The organism is Duganella sp. CF402 (assembly GCF_900109645.1).
GTDB lineage: Bacteria > Pseudomonadota > Gammaproteobacteria > Burkholderiales > Burkholderiaceae_D > Rugamonas.
The window spans coordinates 2,175,440-2,196,781 of record NZ_FOBG01000001.1 but is presented as its reverse complement, the minus strand read 5'-3'; the positions used below and the strand labels follow the sequence as shown (position 1 = coordinate 2,196,781).

Below are 21,342 nucleotides of genomic sequence, written 5' to 3'. Positions count from 1 at the left end.
TAATTCATCATACTGTGACGGTAAAATGACCAATACACGACCACGCACTTCCCTGTTGGGGGCCGCAGCAGCGGCAGCGGCGGAGGCAGTCAATGAAGCGCTGGCCGCCGCACACGCCCGTACACTTGCCGCGCAGGTGCCCGGCCCGGCGGTGGCATCCGTGCCGGTGCAGGCGCTGCCCAAGCCGACGGCCGGGCCGATGATTGGCTTGCTGCTGCGCGAATCGGGCGAAACGCTGATCGACCAGATCGTGCGCTCGGTGGCGGCGCGTATTGACGACCGCCTGCTGCGCGGCGGCGCGCGCATGCCGTCGATCCGCTCGTTCGCAGCCTCGCACAGTGTGTCGGCGTTCACTGTGGTGGCGGCCTACGACAAGCTGGTGGCCACCGGCTACCTGGAGTCGCGCCGTGGCGCCGGGTTCTTTGTGCGCGAACGGCCGGCGATGGCGCTCAATGCTGCCGATAGCGGCGCGGCGGTCGCTCCGCTGCGCGCGCAATCCGGCTTCGACTCCAAGCCGATCGACGTGGTCTGGCTGGTGCGGAATATGTTCCGCCAGATGCCGCATCAGCAGATGCCCGGCTCCGGCGTGCTGCCGCCCGAATGGCTGGACGGCCCGGCCATCGCCAACGCGCTGCGCGCCGTCAGCCGCCAGAATCCCAATCTGCTGCTCAGTTACGGCGTGCCGCAAGGCTTCCTGCCGCTGCGCCAGCAGTTGCAGCACAAACTGGCGGAACTGGAAATCGCCGCCGCGCCGGAACAAATCGTCACCACCGCCGGTGTGACGCAGGCGTTGGACCTGGTGGCGCGCGAATTCACCCGTCCCGGCGACACCATCTTCGTCGACGATCCGGCCTGGTTCCTGATGTTCGGCTCCTTCGCCGCGCTGGGCGCGAAAGTGGTCGGTATCCCGCGTCTGGCCGACGGCCCGGACATCGCCCGTCTTGCTGAACTGGCGGCGCTGCACAAGCCCAAGCTGTACATCATCAACTCGGTGCTGCACAACCCGAGTTCCACCTCGCTGTCGGCAGCCAAGGCCTTCCAGGTGCTGCGCCTGTCGGAAGAACACGACTTCCTGATCGTGGAAGACGATATCTACTGCGACCTGCATCCGGGCAGCGCGGTGCAGCCGGCCACCCGGCTGGCGGCGCTGGACCAGCTGCAGCGCGTGATTTACCTCGGCGGCTTCTCCAAGACGATGGCCGCCAACCTGCGCGTCGGCTACATCGCCACCTCGGTGGAGCGCGCCGAACGGCTGGCCGACCGCAAGATGCTGTCGACCCTGACCACCAGCGACATTGGCGAGCGCGTGGTCTACAAAGTGCTGTCCGAAGGTTCGTACCGCAAGCACGCAGACCGCATGCGCGGGCGGCTGGACGCCATCCGCGCCAAGACCTTGCGCCAGATGGAGCGCGTTGGCCTGAAGGTGGACGCCTCGCCGCCGGCCGGCATGTTCGTGTGGGTCGATGCCGGCTGCGACACCAACGCCCTGACCGAGCGCGCGATGGCGCACAACCTGCTGCTGGCGCCGGGCAGCCTGTTTTCGCCCAAGCAGCTGCCGTCGACCCGCATGCGGCTCAACGTGGCCGCGATGCAGGAACCGGCCATCTGGCGCTTCCTCGAAAAAGAGCTCTTGAAATAAGCCTTGCCATCCCCATTTTCCCGAAACCTTAACCAAAAGACTATTTAAAAATGGCTGATACTGAAAAACAAACCCTTGGCTTCCAGGCCGAAGTAAAACAGCTGCTGCAGCTGATGATCCACTCCCTGTATTCGAACAAGGAGATCTTCCTGCGCGAGCTGATTTCCAATGCCTCCGACGCATCGGACAAGCTGCGTTTTGAAGCTATCAACAACGACGCCCTGTACGGCAACGACCACGAACTGAAAATCAAAGTCAGCTTCGACAAGGCGGCACGCACCGTTACCATCTCCGACAACGGCATCGGCATGAGCCGTGACGAGGCGATTTCGCACCTCGGCACCATCGCCAAGTCGGGCACCAAGGAATTCTTCGGCAAGCTGTCGGGCGACCAGCAGCAGGACGCCGCCCTGATCGGCCAGTTCGGCGTGGGCTTCTATTCGGGCTTCATCGTGGCCGACAAGATCACCGTGGAATCGCGCCGCGCCGGCGCCGCCGCCTCGGAAGGCGTGCGCTGGGAATCCGCCGGCGAAGGCGACTACTCGGTCGAGCAGATCGAGAAGCCTAATCGTGGCACCGACATCATCCTGCACCTGCGCGAAGGCGAGGACGAGCTGCTGTCGTCGTGGAAGATCAAATCCATCATCCGCAAATACTCGGACCACATCTCGCTGCCTATCGTGATGCAGAAAGAAGAGTGGGACGAAGAGAAGAAGGAAACCGTCCTCAAGGACGAACTGGAAACCGTCAACCAGGCCAGCGCACTGTGGGCCCGCAACAAGTCCGACATCACCGCCGAGCAGTACGACGAATTCTACAAACACGTCTCGCACGACTTCCAGCCGCCGCTGACCCACACCCACAACCGCGTGGAAGGCCGCAGCGAATACACCCAGCTGCTGTATATCCCGGCCAAGGCGCCGTTCGACCTGTGGGACCGCAACAAGCGTGGCGGCATCAAGCTGTACGTCAAGCGCGTGTTCATCATGGACGATGCCGAACAACTGATGCCGACCTATCTGCGCTTCGTCAAAGGCGTGATTGACTCGGCCGACCTGCCGCTGAACGTCTCGCGCGAAATCCTGCAAGAGTCGCGCGACGTGAAAGTGATTCGCGACGGCTCGACCAAGCGCGTGATCGGCATGCTGGAAGAACTGGCCAACGCCGACGAGCAAGAGAAGAAGGACAAGTACCAGACCTTCTGGACCGAATTCGGCCAGGTGCTGAAAGAGGGCATCGGCGAAGACGCGGCCAACAAGGACCGTCTGGCCAAGCTGCTGCGCTTCGCTTCGACCGCCAACGACAACGACCAGCAAATCACCTCGCTGGAGCAGTATGTCGCCCGCGCCAAGGAAGGCCAGGACAAGATTTACTACGTCACGGCCGATAACTACGTGGCCGCGAAAAACAGTCCGCACCTTGAGATCTTCCGCAAGAAGGGCGTCGAAGTGCTTCTGCTGACCGACCGCGTGGACGAGTGGATGCTGTCCTTCCTGACCGAGTTCGAAGGCAAGGAACTGGTGTCGGTGGCCAAAGGCGGCCTGGATCTGGGCGCGCTGGAAGATGAAGCCGAGAAGAAGGAGCACGAAGAAACCGAATCCTCGTACAAGGATCTGGTCGCCAAGATGAAGGAAGTGCTGGCCGATAAAGCCAAGGACGTGCGCGTGACCTTCCGCCTGACCGATTCGCCGGCCTGCCTGGTGGCGGACGAGCACGAGCTGTCGGGCAACCTGCTGCGCATGCTGAAAGCCGCAGGCCAGGCGGCGCCGGAATCCAAGCCTATCCTGGAAATCAATCCGGACCACCCGCTGGTGCAGCGCCTGAAGAATGAAGACGTGGCCAGCTCCTTCAGCGACTGGTCCAACCTGCTGTTCGACCAGGCCCTGCTGGCCGAAGGCGGCTCGCTGAGCGATCCAGCCTCGTTCGTGAAGCGCCTGAACGAACTGCTGCTGGCGAAATAAGCTGTACAACGCCCCTGAGTGTTGTGATAATTTCACGTATCACACCACACCGGGGCGTCCATGAAGAAATCCGCACTCGCGCTGGCCGTTCTGGCTGGCGCACTCCTCACCGCACACGCGCAAAACCAGCTTCCCAGCGAAACGCCGGACGAATTCAAGGCGCCGGTCGATAGTTTCGATTACATCAAGCGCACCGTCATGATTCCGATGCGCGACGGCGTCAAGCTCAATACTGTCATCGTCATCCCGCGCAAGGCCCGCAATGCGCCCATGCTGCTCACGCGCACGCCGTACAACGCGACCGACATGACCAGTCACGCCGATAGCTCGCAAATGGACGTGATGTTGCAGGGCTACGATAATCTGCCGGACGTGATCACCAAGGGCGGCTACATCCGCGTGGTGCAGGACGTGCGCGGCAAGCACGGCTCGGAGGGTGGCTATGTGATGAACCGCCCGCTCGCCGGCAGTGCCTTCAATCCCACCGAGGTCGATCATTCCACCGACGCTTGGGACACCATCGATTGGCTCAGCAAGAACGTGCCGGAGTCGAATGGCAAGGCCGGCATCATCGGCGGCTCGTACGATGGCTTCCTGCCGCTGATGGCGTTGGTGAATCCGCACCCGGCGCTGAAGGTGGCGGTGCCCATGAACCCGATGGTGGACGGCTGGCGCGGCGACGACTGGTTCCACCACGGCGCGTTCCGGCAGATCAACCTGGCCTACATCATGGAGCAGGTGGTCACGCGCCGCAACGATGCGCGCTGGTTCGCCAGCCATTACGACGACTACGATATGTATTTGCGTGCTGGTTCGGCCGGCGAGCTGGCACGCCAGCGCGGCGTCGAGCAGAGCGGCTTCTGGCGCAAGGTGGTGGCGCATCCCGCCTACGATGCGTTCTGGCAGAACCAGGCCGTCGATAAAATCCTGGCGAAACAGCCGGTCACGGTGCCGACCCTGCTGGTGCACGGCCTGTGGGACGCCGAGGATATTTATGGCGCCATCGCGGTCTACAAGGCCATCAAGCCGAACGACCAGGACAACAATGTGTTCCTGGTGATGGGGCCGTGGAATCACGGCGGCCAGGATGGCGATGGCAGCAAGCTGGGCGCCATCAAATTCAACAGCGACACCGGCTTGCACTTCCGCGAAGAGATCCTGCTGCCGTTCCTCGACAGCTATCTGAAAGATGACGCGCCGCCCGCGAAGATCGCACCGGTGACGGCGTTTGAAACCGGCACCAACAAGTGGCGCGCGCTGGACCGCTGGCCGGCCGGCTGCACCAGTGGCTGCACGATTGTGCCGGCCACGCTGCGCCTCGCTGCCAATGCGAAGCTCAACCTGACCAATGCCGCGTCCGCGCCGTTAAGCGCTCCAGCGCAAAAGCACGCCTATGATGAGTACATCTCGGACCCGGCCAAGCCGGTGCCGTTCCGCCAGCGCCCGATCCCGCAGTTCGGCTACGACGAAGCCAAGGGCCAGACCTGGCCGCGCTGGCTGGTCGACGACCAGCGCGAGGCCTCGGGCCGCACCGACGTGCTGACCTACACCACCGGCGTGCTGACCGCGCCGGTCAAGATCAGCGGCGAGCCGGTCGCCAACCTGCTGGCCGCCACCAGCGGCACCGATGCCGACTGGGTGGTTAAGCTGATCGACGTTTATCCAGACCAGGTGGCGGCGCAGCCGGAGATGGGCGGCTACCAGTTGATGATTTCAGCCGACATCTTCCGTGGCCGTTACCGCGAGAGCTGGGCCACAGCCAAGCCGATCACCGCCAACACGCCGCTGGCCTACCGCTTCTCGCTGCCGACCGCCAACCACGTGTTCCTGCCGGGCCACCGCATCATGGTGCAGATCCAGTCCAGCTGGTTCCCGCTGTACGACCGCAATCCGCAGACCTTCGTGCCGAATATCTTCAACGCCCAGCCTGCGGATTACAAGAAAGCGACCCAGCGCATCTACCACGACAGCTACATCGAACTGCCGCTGGTCGGCGCCACCGTCAAGTAGATTTGCGGCGGCGACGCGCCATCATCAGCACCGCCGGCAGGCCCAGGCCGAGCATGGCGAAGCTGGCCGGTTCCGGCACCGCAGTGGGCGACGTGAGGAAGCCGCGGATTTCTCCATCCGGATATGCGCTGCTGTGGATGTTGAGGTAGGCGCTGCCCGCGTTCAGCCCGGCCAGCAGGGCGGCTTCGGCGCCGCTGGTGCTGCCGCCATAGGCGCTCAGGAAGGCTGCATTCCAGCTGCTGGCCAGCGAGGTGTCGTAACTGTGGCTGTATGCACCGGTCTGTACGCCCAGCGGGAAGCCGGTGAACGCAGGTATTTCCGTGACCGGGCCGGCGGTGCCGGTACCTGGCGCAGTGGTGCAGCAATGGATGTGTGCAGCCGTGCTGTTGCCTAACAGGCCGGCAAAGGCGGTGCTGATTTCCAGCACGTGGGTGCCGGCGTCGAAGGTGACGGCGGCTGCACCGATGGCGTCCGAGGTGTTGGGCGTGGCTTCCTTGGCCCCGGTGAGGATGGTGGTGTAGGTAGTGGCGCTGGCACTGGCCGTGGCGGCCAGCAGCAAGCCAGCGGCTGCCCAGTTGCAGATGTTTGGTTTCATATTCCCTCCCTTTGTTGGTGTTTAACTTAGAGAGGGAGGTCGCAAACAAGTTCCCGGATCAGAGCGCGGTTCGGAGCGCAAATAGTTCCGGGAACAGCACCACGTCCAGCATCTTGCGCAGGTAGCTGACGCCGGCCGTGCCGCCGGTGCCGGTCTTGAAGCCGATGATGCGCTCGACCGTGGTCACGTGGCGGAAGCGCCAGAAGCGGAACGCGGTTTCCATATCCACCAGCTTTTCGGCCAGCTCGTACAGCGCCCAGTAGCGGGTCGGGTCGCGGTAGACTTCCAGCCACGCCTGCTGCACCGAGTCGTCGGCCACGGTCGGCTGGGTCGGGTCGGCGTTCAGGCGTTCAGCGGAAATCGGCAGGCCGTTGCGGGCCAGCAGCTTGATCGCTTCGTCGTAGATCGATGGCGTGTTCAGCGCTTCCTGCAGCAGCGGGAATTCCGGCGTGGTGGCGTGGACGTTGAGCAGGGCCGCGTTCTTGTTACCGAGGATGAACTCGATCTCGCGGTACTGGTAGGACTGGAAGCCCGACGACGCGCCCAGGTAGGGGCGGATGGCGGTGTATTCCGGCGGCGTCATGGTGGCCAGCACGTCCCAGGCGTGCACCAGCTGGTCCATGATGCGGGCCACGCGCGCCAGCATCTTGAAGGCCGGCGGCAGGTCGTCGGCTTGCAGGTGGGTGCGGACCGCGCGCATTTCGTGCAGCATCAGCTTCATCCACAGTTCGCTGGTCTGGTGCTGGATGATGAACAGCATTTCATTGTGGTTGGGCGACAGCGGGTGCTGGGCGTGCAGGATCTGGTTCAGGCCCAGATAGTCGCCGTAGCTCATGTCGTTGCTGAAGTCCATTTTGGCGTCGTGCCACTCAGCATCCTTGGCGCCACCGTGCATCGGGCATTTATTTTCGCTCATACTGTTTATCTCGTTTAGGTCACTGCATCGCGCTTGGCGTCGACGTTGTAGTCCTGGCGGTCCAGGATATCGCGCAGGATTTCCACCGCGTCCCATACATCAGCATAGCTGGTGTACAGCGGCGTGAAGCCGAAACGCATGATGGCCGGTTCGCGGTAGTCGCCGATCACGCCGCGCGCGATCAACGCTTGCATCACCGCGTAGCCGTGCGGATGGGTGAAGCTGACGTGGCTGCCGCGCTGCGCGTGCTCGCGCGGCGTCACCAGTCCCAGCGGGTGGGCGGCGCAGCGCGCTTCCACCAGTGCGATGAACAAGTCGGTCAGGGCCAGCGACTTGGCGCGGATGGCCGCCATCGAGCTCTGGCGGTGCACGTCCAGGCCGCATTCGGCCAGAGCCAGCGAGACCACCGGCTGGGTGCCGCACAGGGCGCGGGCGATGCCATCGGCCGGCTTGAAGTCGGGCGCCATCGCGAACGGATTGGCGTGGCCCCACCAGCCTGACAGCGGCTGCTGGAAGTTGGCTTGATGCTTTTTCGGCACCCAGATGAAGGCCGGAGCGCCGGGGCCGCCGTTCAGGTATTTATAAGTGCAGCCCACCGCCAGGTCGGCGCCGTCGGCGTGCAGGTCGACCGGCACTGCGCCGGCCGAGTGCGCCAAGTCCCAGACAATCAACGCGCCGGCCGCGTGGGCGAGGGCGCTGCTGGCCTTCATGTCGTACTGGTGGCCGGTGCGGTAGTTCACGTGGGTCAGCATCACCACGGCGCTATCGGCGTCGATGGCGGCTGGCAGTTCCTCCGGGCTGTCGATCAGCTTGATGCTGTAGCCACGGTCCAGCCAGGCGGTCAGGCCCTGGGCCATATAAATGTCGGTCGGGAAGTTGGAGCGTTCGGTGACGATCACGCGGCGGCTGGCGCGGGCCGGGTCGCCGGCTTGCATGGTCAGGGCGGCGGCCAGGGCCTTGAACAGGTTGACCGAGGTGGTGTCGGTAACCACCACTTCGCCGTCAACGCCGCCGATCAGCGGGGCCAGCAGGTTGCCCAGACGCTTCGGCAGTTCGAACCAGCCGGCCGTGTTCCAGCTGCGGATCAGGTCATGACCCCATTCCTGCGCGATGACTTGCTGGGCGCGGGCGAGGGCGGCTTTGGGCCGCGCGCCTAAAGAGTTGCCATCCAGATAAATAACGCCGTCCGGCAGGTCGAATTGATCGCGGAGCGGGGCGAGCGGATCCTGTGCGTCGCGCTCCAGGCAGTCGTTGCGAGTGGTCATTTGGGCTGATAGTTGAGATCTAAAGTGATGAGTGTAACCTGAAAAATAGGCGATTGCGCCGTTTTTTCAGTGGCAAATTTGCTGAATAGGCCGCACGATCACTGGACTTTAGCGATTTTCTAAAAATTTTTCAGTTTTCTTCAAAAAATCCCTAAAGTTCCCTAAAGCGCTGCCGTTACCGTTCTTAGATGCGCAGGAAACCGTGCATCAACGGGGTTTTAAAATCGTCGAAAAAATTTTAAAAATATTTTCGAGAAACCCTAAAGTTCTCAAAAGAGCTGCCGTTACCGAGTTAGATGTCGCAAAAAAGAGTCGCTTTACCGCTTTATTTTTTCGATCGAAACAGGGTTTTTTTGAAACTATCAAACCGCTTGAAACCCGCGCCGCAAGGGCGTGGATGAGTGATCTGCGAGTGTTTGTCAGACAAACACCGACAGGTCGCGTTCGCTATTTCCCGACGTAAAATACGGAGAGTCACCTCTTCTCGCGCTCATGTTGCTCAAGCAGAATGTATCTCAACGGAAACGCAAATGTGTTCCGACAGAGAGAAAACTGTGAGGAGTGGGAAAATGACCGCAAACGACATGATGGCTGAAATTCGCGACGCAAACCTGAGCTACCTGATGCTGGCCCAGCAAATGATCCGCGCCGATAAAGTCACCGCGATCTTCCGCCTCGGCATCGCCGCCGAGATCGCCGACCTGATCGAGGGCATGAGCAACGCGCAAATCCTGAAACTGGCAGGCGGCAACATGATGCTGGCCCGCTTCCGCTTCGATGACAGCGCCATCCTCTCCATGCTGACCAACTACAACAAGGATCGCGTGCTGGCCCAGTCGCACGCCGCCATCCTGATGGCCGGCCAGCCGGTCGAAGAGATCGTTTAATCGCGTCAGCCCCGGAGCACAGATCATGGCCACCAAGAAAAGCGTCGTATCGGAAGCCCAGGAAATCCAGCTGGCCATTGAACTGATCCAGCTTGGCGCCCGCCTGCAGTTGCTGGAGTCGGAAGTGTCGCTGTCGCGCGAACGCCTGCTCAAGCTGTACAAGGAGCTGAAGGGCGTGTCGCCGCCGAAGGGCATGTTGCCGTTCTCGACCGACTGGTTCCTGACCTGGCAGCCGAACATCCATTCCTCGCTGTTCATCAACATCCACAGCTTCCTGGTGACCCACGCCGGCGCCACCGGTATCGAAGCGGTGATGAAGGCCTACAAGCTCTACCTCGAACAAATGCCGCCGGAACCGGGCGAAGAACCGCTGCTGTCGCTGACCCGCGCCTGGACCCTGGTGCGCTTCTTCAGCAGCAAAATGCTGGACACCGCGCCGTGCACCAAGTGCCAGGGCAAATACGTGGTCAACACGATGGACCTGAACGGCAGCTATGTTTGCGGCCTGTGCCACATGCCTTCGCGTGCCGGCAAGACCAAAAAATTGCGCGACGCCGAGGCGCTGGCTGCGTAAAATACGCGGCGTGACTGCACCTCGCCCCCAACCTTATATCCAACGTATCGTCCGCACGCCCGCCGTGCGGGCCATGCTGATCCAGTGCGGCGCCATGCCGCTCACGCTGGCCGTCATTTATGTGATGGCCAGTTTTCGTTTCCCCGTCGATTACCTGACTGTGGCCGTGGTGCAGGGCTTGCTGGCCGCGCTCGTCACGTGGAAGCTGGCGCTGGCCGGCTGGTGGCGCGCCATTCAGCTGCTGTTCCCGCTGGCGGTGCTGGCGGCGCTGGCGCTGCAGCTGCCGTCCTGGCTGTTCGGCGCGGCCTTCTTGCTGCTGCTCGGCTGGTACTGGTCGACCTTCCGCACCCAGGTGCCTTATTACCCATCCGGCCCGGCGGTGTGGGATGCGGTGCGCCAGCTGCTGCCTGCGGATCGCGCGCCGCGCGTGATCGACATCGGCAGCGGCCTCGGCGGTTTTGTCCTGTATCTGTCGCGGGTGCGCCCGGATGCGGCAGTGGAGGGCATCGAGCTGGCGCCGCTGCCATTCTTATATAGCTGGCTGCGCGCCAAGCTGGCCGGCGGCCGCGCGAGATTCCGCCTCGGCGACTACGAAAAACTCGACTTCAGCCGCTACGACCTGGTGTTCGCCTACTTGTCCCCCGCGGCCATGCCTGGCCTGTGGCGCAAGGCGGCTGCCGAAATGCGGCCCGGAGCCATGCTTGCGAGCTACGAATTTATCGTTCCGGAAAGATCTCCGGATCGCACGGTACACGCCACAGAGGAAGACGTTCCCCTCTATATATGGTACTTTTAAGCATCATTTGACGTTATTCTCTTGCCCGTCGCCCCCTACTCAGGCTATTGTAGTTCTACAATGTAAATTTTTTGACCGGTTACCAAACTGGGGAGTCAGCACACTTGTTAGTCATCATCGGATATGTAATTGTCTGCGTCGGCGTGTTCGGCGGTTTTGCCATGAACGGCGGGCACCTGGCCGCGCTGTTGCAGCCGCTGGAGCTGGTCATGATCGGCGGCGGCGCTGCGGGCGCTTTCCTGGTCGGTAACAACGCCAAGACCCTGAAATCCACCCTGGCCGCGATTCCGACCCTGTTCAAGGGGTCGCGCTACACCAAGGACCTCTATATGGAGATGATGTCCTTGCTGTTCGACGTGCTGTCCAAGGTGCGCAAGGAAGGCCTGATGTCGATCGAAGGCGATATCGACAGCCCGGAGCAAAGCCCGCTGTTCAGCAAGTACCCGAGTGTGCTGGAAGACCACCACATCGTCGAATTCATGACCGACTACCTGCGCCTCATGGTGTCGGGCAATATGGACGCATTCCAGATCGAGAACCTGATGGATATCGAGATCGAGACCCACCACCACGAGGGCGCCGCGCCGGCCCACGCCATCGCCAAGCTGGGCGACGGCATGCCGGCCTTCGGTATCGTGGCGGCGGTGATGGGCGTGGTGCACACCATGGAATCGGTGGGCTTGCCGCCGGCCGAGCTGGGCATCCTGATCGCGCACGCGCTGGTCGGTACCTTCCTCGGTATTCTGCTGGCTTATGGTTTCGTCGGCCCGCTGTCCAGCCTGCTGGAGCAAAAGCTGGAAGAGTCGACCAAGATGTATCAATGCGTGAAGGTCACGCTGCTGGCCAGCCTGAACGGCTATGCACCGGCGCTGGCGGTAGAATTCGGCCGCAAAGTGCTGTACTCGACCGAGCGTCCGACCTTTGCCGAACTGGAAGACCATATCAAGAAATCGAAGTCGAAGTAAGCCATGCAGCGCACTACTCATCGTTTAAGGATTCATCATGGCTGAAGAGGGCTTGCGGCCTATTATCGTCAAGCGCATCAAGAAGGGCGGCGGCGGTCACCACGGCGGCGCCTGGAAGATCGCGTATGCCGACTTCGTGACAGCGATGATGGCCTTCTTCCTGCTGATGTGGCTGCTCGGCTCCACCACCAAGGGCGACCTCAACGGCATTTCCGAATACTTCAAGACCCCGCTCAAGGTGGCGATGGAAGGCGGCTCCGGCAGCGGTGACAGCTCGTCCATCATCAAGGGCGGCGGCAAGGACCTGACCCGCACCGACGGCCAGGTCAAGGCCAGCGACGACCCGGCGGTCAAGAAGACTTTCAACCTGACCGCCGCCAAGGCGGCGATGGAAGCCGAGGAAAACCAGCGCCTGAAAGCGCTCAAGGAAAAGATCGAGAACAAGATCGACGCCAATCCGCTGCTCAAGAAATACAAGGAGCAGCTGCTGCTCGACATCACCAATGACGGCCTGCGGATCCAGATCGTCGACGAGCAGAACCGCCCGATGTTCGCGCTGGCCAAGGCCGAGCTGCAGCCCTATACCAAGGAAATCCTGCACGAGATCGGCTTCGTGCTGAACGACGTGCCGAACCGCATCGGCCTGTCCGGCCACACCGATTCCACGCCCTACATGAGCGAGACCGGCTACAGCAACTGGGAACTCTCGGCCGACCGCGCCAACGCTTCGCGCCGCGAGCTGATCGCCGGCGGCATGCAGGATTCCAAGGTGCTGCGGGTGGTCGGGCTGGGCTCGGCCATCAACCTCGACAAGGCCGACCCGTTCAATCCGATCAACCGCCGCATCAGCATTGTGGTGATGAACAAGCGCGCCGAAGAGAGCGTGCTGCGCGACGGCCGCAAGATGGAAGTCGGCGCCGAAGACGAGCCAGCTGCAGCGGCTGAAGCGCCGGCCCCGGCCGCGCGCTCCGGTCCGCCAGTACGAAAATGAAGTAGAACGAGACTGTTATGACGAGAAAAAAAATTCTGGGTTCCCACGTCAAGCGCCTGTTGTCCGGCGTGTCTGACCACGGTCGCCGGCATCTGACCGAAGTCGAGACCGATGTGATCCAGACCGGCTTGCTGCTGGAGGAGGCGATTGAAAAGCTGTCCTTCAACTTCATGGCCATCCACCAGGTGGTGGAAGCGGTGCAGCCCACCATCCAGCTGTTGCTGGACGGCGGCAGCGCCACGCCCGAGCAGCGCGCCCGGCTGGAAGCGCTGCCCGCCGAGATCGGCACCTATGTCAACGGCGCGGTGACCAGCCTGCAGTTCCAGGACATGACCAGCCAGCTGCTGGACCGCACCCTCAAGCGCGTGACCGGCTTGCGCGAGTTCCTCGGCACCCTGGGCGCGCACGGATCGGAAATGCTGCCCGACAGCGACAACGAGCAAATCGTCGAGCTGCTGAACAAAGTCAGTATGGCGCTGGCGATCCAGAGCCTGGAATTGCGCAGCGTATTGCGCAAGGCGGTTAGCCAGCAACACCTTGAGAGCGGCGACATCGAGCTGTTTTAAACCCAGATAACTATTTGATTTACAGAGTGAGAATAAGATGGCTAAGACTATACTTGCGGTTGATGATTCCAGTTCCCTGCGCCAGATGGTGGCCTTCAGCCTGAAGGCTGCCGGTTACCAGGTGGTGGAAGCCGTGGATGGCCAGGACGGCCTGGAAAAAGCCAAGCTGCAGAACGTCGACATGGTGCTGACCGACCAGAACATGCCACGCATGGATGGCCTGGAACTGATCAAGCTCCTGCGCGAACTGCCCAGCTACGCCAAGACCCCCATCCTGATGCTGACCACCGAATCGTCCGACGAGATGAAAGCCAAGGGCCGCGCCGCCGGCGCCAATGGCTGGCTGGTCAAACCGTTCGACCCACAGCGGCTGATCGAGGTAGTGAAGAAGGTCATTGGTTGATCTAGAGAGCGCGCAATGATGCTGACCGTACATAGCGTACTTATTGGAGTATCACCATGACCATCGACATAAGCCAGTTTTACCAGGTCTTTTTCGATGAGGCCGAGGAGCTGCTGGCTGAAATGGAACGGCTGCTGTTGGCGGTTAACGTCGACTCGCCCGATGCCGAGGACCTGAACGCGATTTTCCGCACGGCCCACTCGGTCAAGGGCGGCGCCTCCACGTTCGGCGTGACCGATATGACCGAGGTCACCCACGTGCTGGAAACCCTGCTGGACCGCATCCGCAAGGGCGAGATGGCGCTCACCGGCGAGCACGTCGACGCCTTCCTGGCCGCCAAGGACATCCTCAAGATGCAGCTGGACGGCCACCGCCTCGGCAGCGAAGTCGACCAGGACGCCGTCGCCAATGTGCGCATGATGCTGCAATCGCTGGCGCAGGACGTGCCGGTGGGCGCGCTGGCGCCGGTGGCGCCGGCTTACAACGCCGCCGAAACCAAACACGTGGACCACAGCGGCGGCCGCCGCTACCGGCTCGAATTGCCGGCCATGCAGCACCGCGAAGTGACGGCGCTGGGCGAGGAGCTGGGCCTGATGGGCCACGTCTCGATCACGCCGCTGGACAAGGACCGCAATGCGATGGTGGTCACCACGCATGAAAGCCTGGATGACATCATCGCCATCTGCTCGTTCGTGCTGAATCCGGAAGAGATGAAGATCAGCGAGCTGCCGGCCCTGAACGACGACCAGGCCAAGCTCGAAAACGCCGCGCGCGCCAAGGTCGAGGATGAGCTGGGCTACGGCTTCTTCGACGTCGCCGAACTGAAGCCGGCCAATGCTGGTCCTGGCGGCGAAGGCTATGGCTTCTTCCAGCCACTCGATGAAATCCGCGCCAACGCCTCGGCCGCGTCCGAGGATGCGCAAGGCTATGGCTTCTTCCAGCCGGTGGAGCAGATCCGTGCCGCCGCCGGCATCGTGATTGAAACGCCGCCGGAAGAAGAAAAGAAAGTCGTCAAGAAGGAAGAGAAGGAAAAAGAGAAGGCCCCGGCCGCCGGCGCCGAGTCGTCCTCGATCCGCGTCTCGATCGAGAAAGTCGACCAGCTGATCAACCTGGTCGGCGAGCTGGTGATCACGCAAGCGATGATCGAGCAGCGCGTCGATACGCTGGACCCGATGGTACACCAGCGCCTGCTCAACAGCGTCAGCCAGCTGACCCGCAACACCCGCGACCTGCAGGAAGCGGTGATGTCGATCCGCATGATGCCGATGGACTTCGTGTTCTCGCGCTTCCCGCGCATGGTGCGCGACCTTGCCACCAAGCTGGGCAAGAAGGTCGACTTCATCACCAACGGCGCCGCCACCGAACTCGATAAAGGCCTGATCGAGCGCATCGTCGATCCGCTGACCCACCTGGTACGCAACTCGATCGACCACGGCATCGAAATGCCGGACGTGCGCCGCGCCGCCGGCAAGAGCGAGGCCGGCCGTTTGTTCCTGTCAGCCTCGCACCAGGGCGGCAACATCATCATCGAGGTGTCGGACGATGGCGGTGGTCTCAATCGCGAGCGCATCCTGGCCAAGGCCGGGCAAAATGGCCTGGCCGTCAGCGACACCATGAGCGACGCCGAAGTCTGGCAACTGATCTTCGCCCCCGGCTTCTCGACCGCCGAGGTGGTCACCGACGTGTCCGGCCGTGGCGTCGGCATGGACGTGGTCAAGCGTAATATCGAGGCGATGGGCGGGGTGGTCGATATCCGCTCGGCCAAGGGCTTCGGCACCACCATCTCGATTTCGCTGCCGCTGACGCTGGCGATTTTGGACGGCATGTCGATCCGCGTCGGCGACGAGGTCTATATCCTGCCGCTCGGCTTCGTGATCGAATCGCTGCAGCCGGCGCCGGAAGACGTCAAGGAAATCAGCGGCAAGGGCCGCGTCATCAAGGTGCGCGGGGAATACCTGCCGCTGGTGCCGCTGTACCAGATGTTCGACATCACGCCGCGCTTTGACGACCCGTGCCAGGGCATCGTCATCATCATCGAGACCGACGGCCGCAAGGCCGGCCTGTTCGTCGACGAGCTGGTCGGCCAGCAGCAGGTGGTGGTCAAGAACCTGGAATCCAACTACCGCAAGGTGGCCGGCATTTCCGGCGCAACGATTTTGGGCGACGGCGGCGTGTCGCTGATTCTGGATGTCGCCGCGTTGATCCGCTCGTCGCGCCAGCTGGCGGACGAATCGATTTTTTCTTCATAGGGGGCCATCATGGCAGAGATACAAACTGCGGCAGCAGCAAGCGACATCGCCGGGCACGAATACCTGGCCTTCAAGCTCGGTTCGGAAGAGTACGGCATCGACATCCTGAAGGTGCAGGAAATCCGTGGCTACGAGGCGGTGACCCGCATTGCCAACGCGCCGGAATTCATCAAGGGCGTGATCAATCTGCGCGGCATTATCATTCCCGTGGTCGACATGCGCATCAAGTTCAACCTGGGCTCGCCGGTGTATGATCAGTTCACCGTGGTCATCATTCTGAACATCGCCGGCCGCATCGTCGGCATGGTGGTCGATTCGGTGTCCGACGTCACCACCCTGACGCCGGACCAGGTCAAGCCGGCGCCGGAAATGGGCACCGCCTTCAGCAGCGACTACATGATCGGCCTGGGCACCATCGATGAGCGCATGCTGATCCTGGTGAACATCGACAAACTGATGTCCAGCCCGGAAATGGGCCTGATCGAACAACTGGCAGCCTGATGGCTCGCCCCGCCGGCGCCGTAACCCCGCGCCGGCCTCGCAACACCACGGACGCGTCCCAAAAAGAAGGCCGCGCCGCCACATCACGACATAGACAGAAAAGAGGGGAGATTCACAATGAATTTACGCGACTTCAAAATCGGTGCACGGCTGCGTATCGGTTTCGGCATCATCTTGCTGATCCTGGTCGCCATCGTCCTGCTGACCAACTACCTGAACTACAGCAATAAGAGCAAGTTGACCCAGGGCCTGGCCACTGCCACCGCCAAGAATCTGCAAGCGGGCGCCATGAAGAGCGCCATGCTGGAGACCGGTATCGCGATGCGTAATATCGGCCTGCAATCGGACGTCAGCCTGATGCAGAAGGAAGAGCAGAAGGTGAAGGACCAGCGCGCCCGCTACGACAAGGCGCTGAGCGAGCTGAAGGCGCAGGGCCTGAACGACGCCGAGAAGAAAGTGCTGTCCGAGCTGGCCGCGCTGGAAACCGATACCGACGCCGCCTTCAAGGAAGCGATCGGGCAGATCCTGGCCTTCAACAGCGAAGGCGGCGCCAAGGTGATTTCCGGCCGCATCGATCCGCTGAACTCGCAGACGCTGGTGCTGATCAACAAGCTGGTCGACATGCAGCAGGCGGCGGCCAAGGATGTGATGGACGGTTCCGTGACCGCCGACCGCAGCCTGATGGTGGTGCTGTTTGTGCTGGGCGGCGTGGCCGTGGCGCTGGGCGTGGTGTGCGCCGCCGTGATCACCCGCTCGATCACCGGTCCGCTGTCGGGCGCGGTGAGCGTGGCGCAGAAAGTCGCGGGCGGCGAGCTGACCTCGCAAGTGTTCGTCGAAGGCAAGGATGAAACCAGCGAACTGCTGCAGGCGCTGAAAGACATGAACGACAGCCTGGCCAAGACCGTGGGCGATGTGCGCAACGGTACCGAACTGATCTCGACCGCCTCGCAGGAAATCGCCTCGGGCAATGCCGACCTGTCGGCGCGTACCGAATCGCAAGCCAGCTCGCTGGAAGAAACCGCGTCGTCGATGGAAGAGCTAACCTCGACCGTGAAACAGAATGCCGACAATGCGCGCCAGGCCAACCAGTTGGCGGTCACCGCGTCGTCGGTGGCGGAGAAGGGCGGCAGCGTGGTGTCGCAAGTGGTGGAGACGATGGGCTCGATCACCGCCTCGTCGCGCAAGATTGCCGACATTATTTCGGTCATCGACGGCATCGCTTTCCAGACCAACATCCTGGCGCTGAACGCGGCGGTGGAAGCGGCCCGTGCGGGCGAGCAGGGCCGTGGCTTCGCGGTGGTGGCGTCCGAGGTGCGCAACCTGGCGCAACGTTCGGCCGGCGCGGCGAAAGAGATTAAAGAGCTGATCAGCGATTCGGTCGAGAAGGTCGACGCCGGCAGCAAGCTGGTGGACGAAGCCGGCCAGACGATGGACCTGGTCGTGACCTCGATCCGCCAGGTGGCCGACATCATGGGCGAGATCACCGCCGCCACCCAGGAACAAAGCAACGGCATCGAGGAAGTCAACCAGGCGATCTCGCAGATGGATGAAATGACGCAGCAGAATGCCGCGTTGGTGGAAGAGGCTGCGGCTGCGGCCGAGAGCATGCAGGAGCAGGCCGAACTGCTGTCGCAGGCGGTCAGCATCTTCAAGCTGTCGCATGACGAAGTGCGTCGTCCTGCGGCGGCTGCCGCGCCGCGCCGCGCGCCAGTGGTGGCCGCTGCGCCGGCGCCAGCGCCGGCGCCGGCGATTGCGGCACCGCGTCCGAAACCAGCCGCACCGAAAAAAGCTCCCGCTCCCGCCGCTTCGGGCGGCGATGAGTGGGAAGAGTTTTAAGCGTTACCGTCACTCCCGCGCAGGCGGGAGTCCATACTCAGCATGGATTCCCGCCTGCGCGGGAATGACGGCAGCAAAAAAGGATTTGACGTATGCCGCCATCAAAAGACACAGTCAAGGAATTTGACTTCAACGCCAGGGATTTCGAACGCGTTCGCGGTTTGATCTACAAGCGTGCCGGCATCTCGCTGGCCGACAGCAAGCAGGAAATGGTCTACAGCCGCCTGGCGCGCCGCCTGCGCGCCACCGGCATCGACTCCTTCGCCAAGTACCTGGACGACCTCGAAGCCGGACGCCTGGGCGAAGAGTGGGAGTCGTTCACCAACGCCCTCACCACCAACCTGACCTCGTTCTTCCGCGAAGCGCACCACTTCCCGCTGCTTGCCGAGCACATCAAGAACAAGCGCGAGCCGCTCACCATCTGGTGCTCCGCCAGCTCCACCGGCGAGGAACCGTACTCGATCGCCATGACAGTGTGCGAAGCGTTCAACACGCTCACGCCCAACTGCCAGATCATCGCCACCGACATCGACACCAACGTGCTGGCGCACGCCGCCAACGGCGTCTACACGATGGACCGGCTGGACAAGATGCTGCCCGAGCGCCAGCGCCGCTTCTTCCTGAAAGGCAAGGGCGACCGCGAAGGCCAGGCGCGCGTGCGGCAGGAATTGCGGAATATGATTACCTTCAAGCAGCTGAACCTGCTCGCCGACAGCTGGCCGATCAGCGGCCAGTTCGACGTCATCTTCTGCCGCAACGTGATGATTTACTTTGACAAGGCCACCCAGCGCAAGATCCTGTCGCGCTTCGTGCCGCTGATGAAACCGGATGCCCTGCTGTTTGCCGGGCACTCGGAGAATTTCCTGTATGTCTCGGAGTCGTTGAAACTGCGCGGCAAAACCGTCTACGAACTGGACGATAACGCTGCGGCCCGCAAAGCACCGCAACGCACATGAGAATAAAACATGGACCTCGAACAATTTGCCACGAACGTTTATTACGATAGGACGTTCGACTGCCAGGCCGCCAAGATCTTGCCGGGCGAGTACTACCACACCAACAAGGACATGTTGATCGTGACCGTGCTCGGCTCCTGCGTGTCGGCCTGCATCCGCGACCGCACCACCGGCCTGGGCGGCATGAACCACTTCATGCTGCCGGACGGCGGCGGCGATACCGGCAGCCCGGTGTCGGCCTCGGCGCGCTACGGCACCTACGCGATGGAGATCCTGATCAACGACCTGCTCAAGGCCGGCGCCAAGCGCGAGAACCTGGAAGCCAAGGTGTTCGGCGGCGGCGCGGTGCTCAAGGGCTTCACCGCCATCAACGTCGGCGAGCGCAACGCGGCCTTCGTGCTGAATTTCCTCAAGGTCGAGAAGATCCGGGTGGTGGCGGAGGACTTGAACGATATCTACCCGCGCAAGGTCTATTTCTTCCCGCGCACCGGCAAGGTGCTGGTCAAGAAGCTGATGCAAAGCCATAACGACACCCTCGTTAAACGCGAAATCGAATATGCCAGCCGCCTTAAAGTGGCGCCGGTGGGTGGCGAGATCGATCTGTTTTAAATGAAGAATAAGGTAGTACTGCCATGAAGACCAAAGTCCTGGTGTGCGATGACTCCGCACTGATCCGTAGCGTGATGACCGAGATCATCAATTCCCAGCCCGATATGGAAGTGGTGGGCGTCGCCCCCGATCCGCTGGTGGCGCGCGAACTGATCAAGCAAACCAATCCCGATGTGCTGACCCTCGACGTCGAGATGCCGAAGATGGACGGCCTCGACTTCCTCGAAAAACTGATGCGCCTGCGGCCGATGCCGGTGGTGATGGTGTCCTCGCTGACCGAGCGCGGTTCCGAGATCACCATGCGCGCGCTGGAGCTGGGCGCGGTCGACTTCGTGACCAAGCCGAAGATCTCGATCCAGGCCGGCATGCGCGAGTACACCGACCTGATCACCGACAAGATCCGCGCCGCCTCCAAGGCCCGGGTGCAGGCGCGCCGCCTGCCGCAGCCGGGCGCCGAAGGGCAGGGCGCGGTGCCGCTGTCGGCCTTGCGCAACCCGCTGCTGTCGTCGGAAAAACTGATCATCATCGGCGCCTCCACCGGCGGCACCGAAGCGATCCGTGAATTCCTGATGCAAATGCCGTCCGACTGCCCCGGCATCCTGATCACCCAGCACATGCCGGAAGGCTTCACCCGCTCGTTCGCCAAGCGGCTGGACTCGCTGTGCAAAATCTCGGTGCAGGAAGCACAGGGCAATGAGCGTGTGCTGCCGGGCCACGCCTACATCGCGCCTGGCCACTCGCACCTGTACCTGACCCGCAGCGGCGCCAACTACATGACCCGCATCGACCAGGCCGAGCCGGTCAACCGCCACCGGCCGTCGGTGGATGTGCTGTTCCGTTCCGCCGCGCAGTGCGCCGGTAAAAATGCGGTTGGGGTTATCCTGACTGGCATGGGCAAGGATGGCGCGGCCGGCATGTTGGAGATGAAGAACGCCGGGGCGTATAATTTTGCGCAGGATGAAGCCAGTTGCGTGGTGTTTGGCATGCCGCGCGAGGCGATTGCGGTCGGGGCGGCGCACGAAATAGGCGCCTTGCAAGCCTTGCCGGGCATGGTACTAGGTTACCTTGCACAGCACGGTATGCGGGCACTGCGTGTTTAAATCACCAACTGTGACGTTTTACTGCTACTTTGTTCGCCTTCAAGCAACGAAAATGCTATCCTACAACTTGTTGCCATTTGCAGGCACTAGTAGGCACTATTAACAACCGCGTAGAGAATCAACGGAGCAATTCATGGCTGATCCAAAGATGAAATTTTTAGTAGTAGACGATTTTTCGACGATGCGCCGCATCGTCCGGAATCTGTTGAAAGAACTGGGTTATGCCAATGTCGACGAGGCAGAAGACGGCGTGATGGCGCTGGCTAAACTGCGTGCAGAGCAGTTCGACTTCGTCGTGTCCGACTGGAACATGCCGAATATGGACGGCCTGACCATGTTGCAAAACATCCGTGCCGATCCAGCCCTGGCCAAACTGCCGGTGTTGATGGTGACTGCCGAAGCCAAGAAGGAAAACATCATCGCGGCGGCGCAAGCCGGCGCCAACGGCTACGTGGTGAAGCCATTCACCGCCGCTACGCTGGACGAAAAACTGAACAAGATCTTCGAAAAACTCGGAGCTTGA

At 62.0% G+C, this 21,342-nt stretch carries 20 protein-coding genes; 17 read left to right on the top strand and 3 right to left on the bottom strand.

The annotated features are described in order from the left end of the window. The first annotated feature begins 199 nt into the window (after window positions 1-199). The 3 genes from BMZ70_RS09835 to BMZ70_RS09825 are packed head-to-tail and all read left to right on the top strand — an operon-like array spanning window position 200 to window position 5,610. The gene (locus BMZ70_RS09835; protein WP_092277713.1) at window positions 200-1,639 is read left to right on the top strand and encodes an aminotransferase-like domain-containing protein; all 1,440 of its coding nucleotides are present in this window, start codon (window positions 200-202) and stop codon (window positions 1,637-1,639) included. A 50-nt stretch (window positions 1,640-1,689) separates the two neighbouring features. Continuing rightward, complete coding sequence (gene htpG / locus BMZ70_RS09830) at window positions 1,690-3,600, top strand: molecular chaperone HtpG (RefSeq protein WP_092273031.1); 1,911 nt, start codon at window positions 1,690-1,692, stop codon at window positions 3,598-3,600. A gap of 60 nt (window positions 3,601-3,660) precedes the next feature. Then, window positions 3,661-5,610, top strand: a complete 1,950-nt coding sequence (locus tag BMZ70_RS09825) for a CocE/NonD family hydrolase (RefSeq protein ID WP_092273028.1) — start codon at window positions 3,661-3,663, stop codon at window positions 5,608-5,610. Here BMZ70_RS09825 and BMZ70_RS09820 read toward each other — a convergent pair. From BMZ70_RS09820 to kynU, 3 genes are read right to left on the bottom strand one after another with little or no spacing between them, the layout of a single operon-like run. Then, window positions 5,603-6,205 carry a CHRD domain-containing protein gene (locus BMZ70_RS09820; protein WP_092273025.1) on the bottom strand — a complete coding sequence of 201 codons (603 nt, stop codon included), beginning with the start codon at window positions 6,203-6,205 and terminating at the stop codon, window positions 5,603-5,605. The genes BMZ70_RS09825 and BMZ70_RS09820 overlap by 8 nt on opposite strands. Before the next feature lie 58 nt (window positions 6,206-6,263). Next, window positions 6,264-7,121, bottom strand: coding sequence for a tryptophan 2,3-dioxygenase (gene kynA, locus BMZ70_RS09815; protein WP_092273022.1), 858 nt, complete (start codon window positions 7,119-7,121; stop codon window positions 6,264-6,266). Window positions 7,122-7,135: 14 nt separating this feature from the next. Further along, on the bottom strand, window positions 7,136-8,386 hold the full coding sequence (kynU, locus tag BMZ70_RS09810; protein ID WP_092273019.1) for a kynureninase: 1,251 nt from the start codon (window positions 8,384-8,386) through the stop codon (window positions 7,136-7,138). A gap of 569 nt (window positions 8,387-8,955) precedes the next feature. On the opposite strand from kynU, the gene flhD reads away from it, so the two are divergent. The 14 genes from flhD (at window position 8,956) to cheY (ending at window position 21,342) form a co-directional block, all read left to right on the top strand. Beyond that, on the top strand, window positions 8,956-9,273 hold the full coding sequence (gene flhD, locus BMZ70_RS09805; RefSeq protein WP_090177486.1) for a flagellar transcriptional regulator FlhD: 318 nt from the start codon (window positions 8,956-8,958) through the stop codon (window positions 9,271-9,273). A 25-nt stretch (window positions 9,274-9,298) separates the two neighbouring features. Next, window positions 9,299-9,847 (top strand): flagellar transcriptional regulator FlhC, encoded by a 549-nt coding sequence (gene flhC, locus BMZ70_RS09800; protein ID WP_092273016.1) that lies wholly within the window; start codon window positions 9,299-9,301, stop codon window positions 9,845-9,847. A 73-nt stretch (window positions 9,848-9,920) separates the two neighbouring features. Continuing rightward, entirely contained in the window at window positions 9,921-10,643 is a 723-nt protein-coding gene (locus tag BMZ70_RS09795) for a class I SAM-dependent methyltransferase (RefSeq protein ID WP_092273012.1), read from the top strand. 104 nt (window positions 10,644-10,747) lie between these two features. After that, a complete protein-coding gene (motA, locus tag BMZ70_RS09790; RefSeq protein ID WP_092273009.1) occupies window positions 10,748-11,608 on the top strand; it encodes a flagellar motor stator protein MotA in 861 nt (286 codons plus the stop codon). Between the two features lie 37 nt (window positions 11,609-11,645). After that, window positions 11,646-12,599: a flagellar motor protein MotB gene (gene motB / locus BMZ70_RS09785; protein WP_092273006.1), complete on the top strand. Its 954-nt coding sequence runs from the start codon at window positions 11,646-11,648 to the stop codon at window positions 12,597-12,599. Window positions 12,600-12,616: 17 nt separating this feature from the next. After that, window positions 12,617-13,165, top strand: coding sequence for a chemotaxis protein (locus BMZ70_RS09780; RefSeq protein WP_092273003.1), 549 nt, complete (start codon window positions 12,617-12,619; stop codon window positions 13,163-13,165). 37 nt (window positions 13,166-13,202) lie between these two features. Then, window positions 13,203-13,568: a response regulator gene (locus BMZ70_RS09775; protein WP_092273000.1), complete on the top strand. Its 366-nt coding sequence runs from the start codon at window positions 13,203-13,205 to the stop codon at window positions 13,566-13,568. 56 nt (window positions 13,569-13,624) lie between these two features. Beyond that, window positions 13,625-15,817, top strand: a complete 2,193-nt coding sequence (cheA, locus tag BMZ70_RS09770) for a chemotaxis protein CheA (protein WP_092272997.1) — start codon at window positions 13,625-13,627, stop codon at window positions 15,815-15,817. 9 nt (window positions 15,818-15,826) lie between these two features. Further along, window positions 15,827-16,318: a chemotaxis protein CheW gene (locus BMZ70_RS09765; RefSeq protein WP_092272994.1), complete on the top strand. Its 492-nt coding sequence runs from the start codon at window positions 15,827-15,829 to the stop codon at window positions 16,316-16,318. A gap of 117 nt (window positions 16,319-16,435) precedes the next feature. Further along, on the top strand, window positions 16,436-18,154 hold the full coding sequence (locus BMZ70_RS09760; protein WP_092272991.1) for a methyl-accepting chemotaxis protein: 1,719 nt from the start codon (window positions 16,436-16,438) through the stop codon (window positions 18,152-18,154). 92 nt (window positions 18,155-18,246) lie between these two features. Next, window positions 18,247-19,110 carry a CheR family methyltransferase gene (locus BMZ70_RS09755; RefSeq protein WP_092272988.1) on the top strand — a complete coding sequence of 288 codons (864 nt, stop codon included), beginning with the start codon at window positions 18,247-18,249 and terminating at the stop codon, window positions 19,108-19,110. Between the two features lie 9 nt (window positions 19,111-19,119). Beyond that, window positions 19,120-19,719 carry a chemoreceptor glutamine deamidase CheD gene (gene cheD / locus BMZ70_RS09750; protein ID WP_092272985.1) on the top strand — a complete coding sequence of 200 codons (600 nt, stop codon included), beginning with the start codon at window positions 19,120-19,122 and terminating at the stop codon, window positions 19,717-19,719. A gap of 23 nt (window positions 19,720-19,742) precedes the next feature. After that, a complete protein-coding gene (locus tag BMZ70_RS09745; RefSeq protein WP_092272982.1) occupies window positions 19,743-20,819 on the top strand; it encodes a protein-glutamate methylesterase/protein-glutamine glutaminase in 1,077 nt (358 codons plus the stop codon). A 133-nt stretch (window positions 20,820-20,952) separates the two neighbouring features. Next, entirely contained in the window at window positions 20,953-21,342 is a 390-nt protein-coding gene (gene cheY, locus BMZ70_RS09740) for a chemotaxis response regulator CheY (RefSeq protein ID WP_028104141.1), read from the top strand.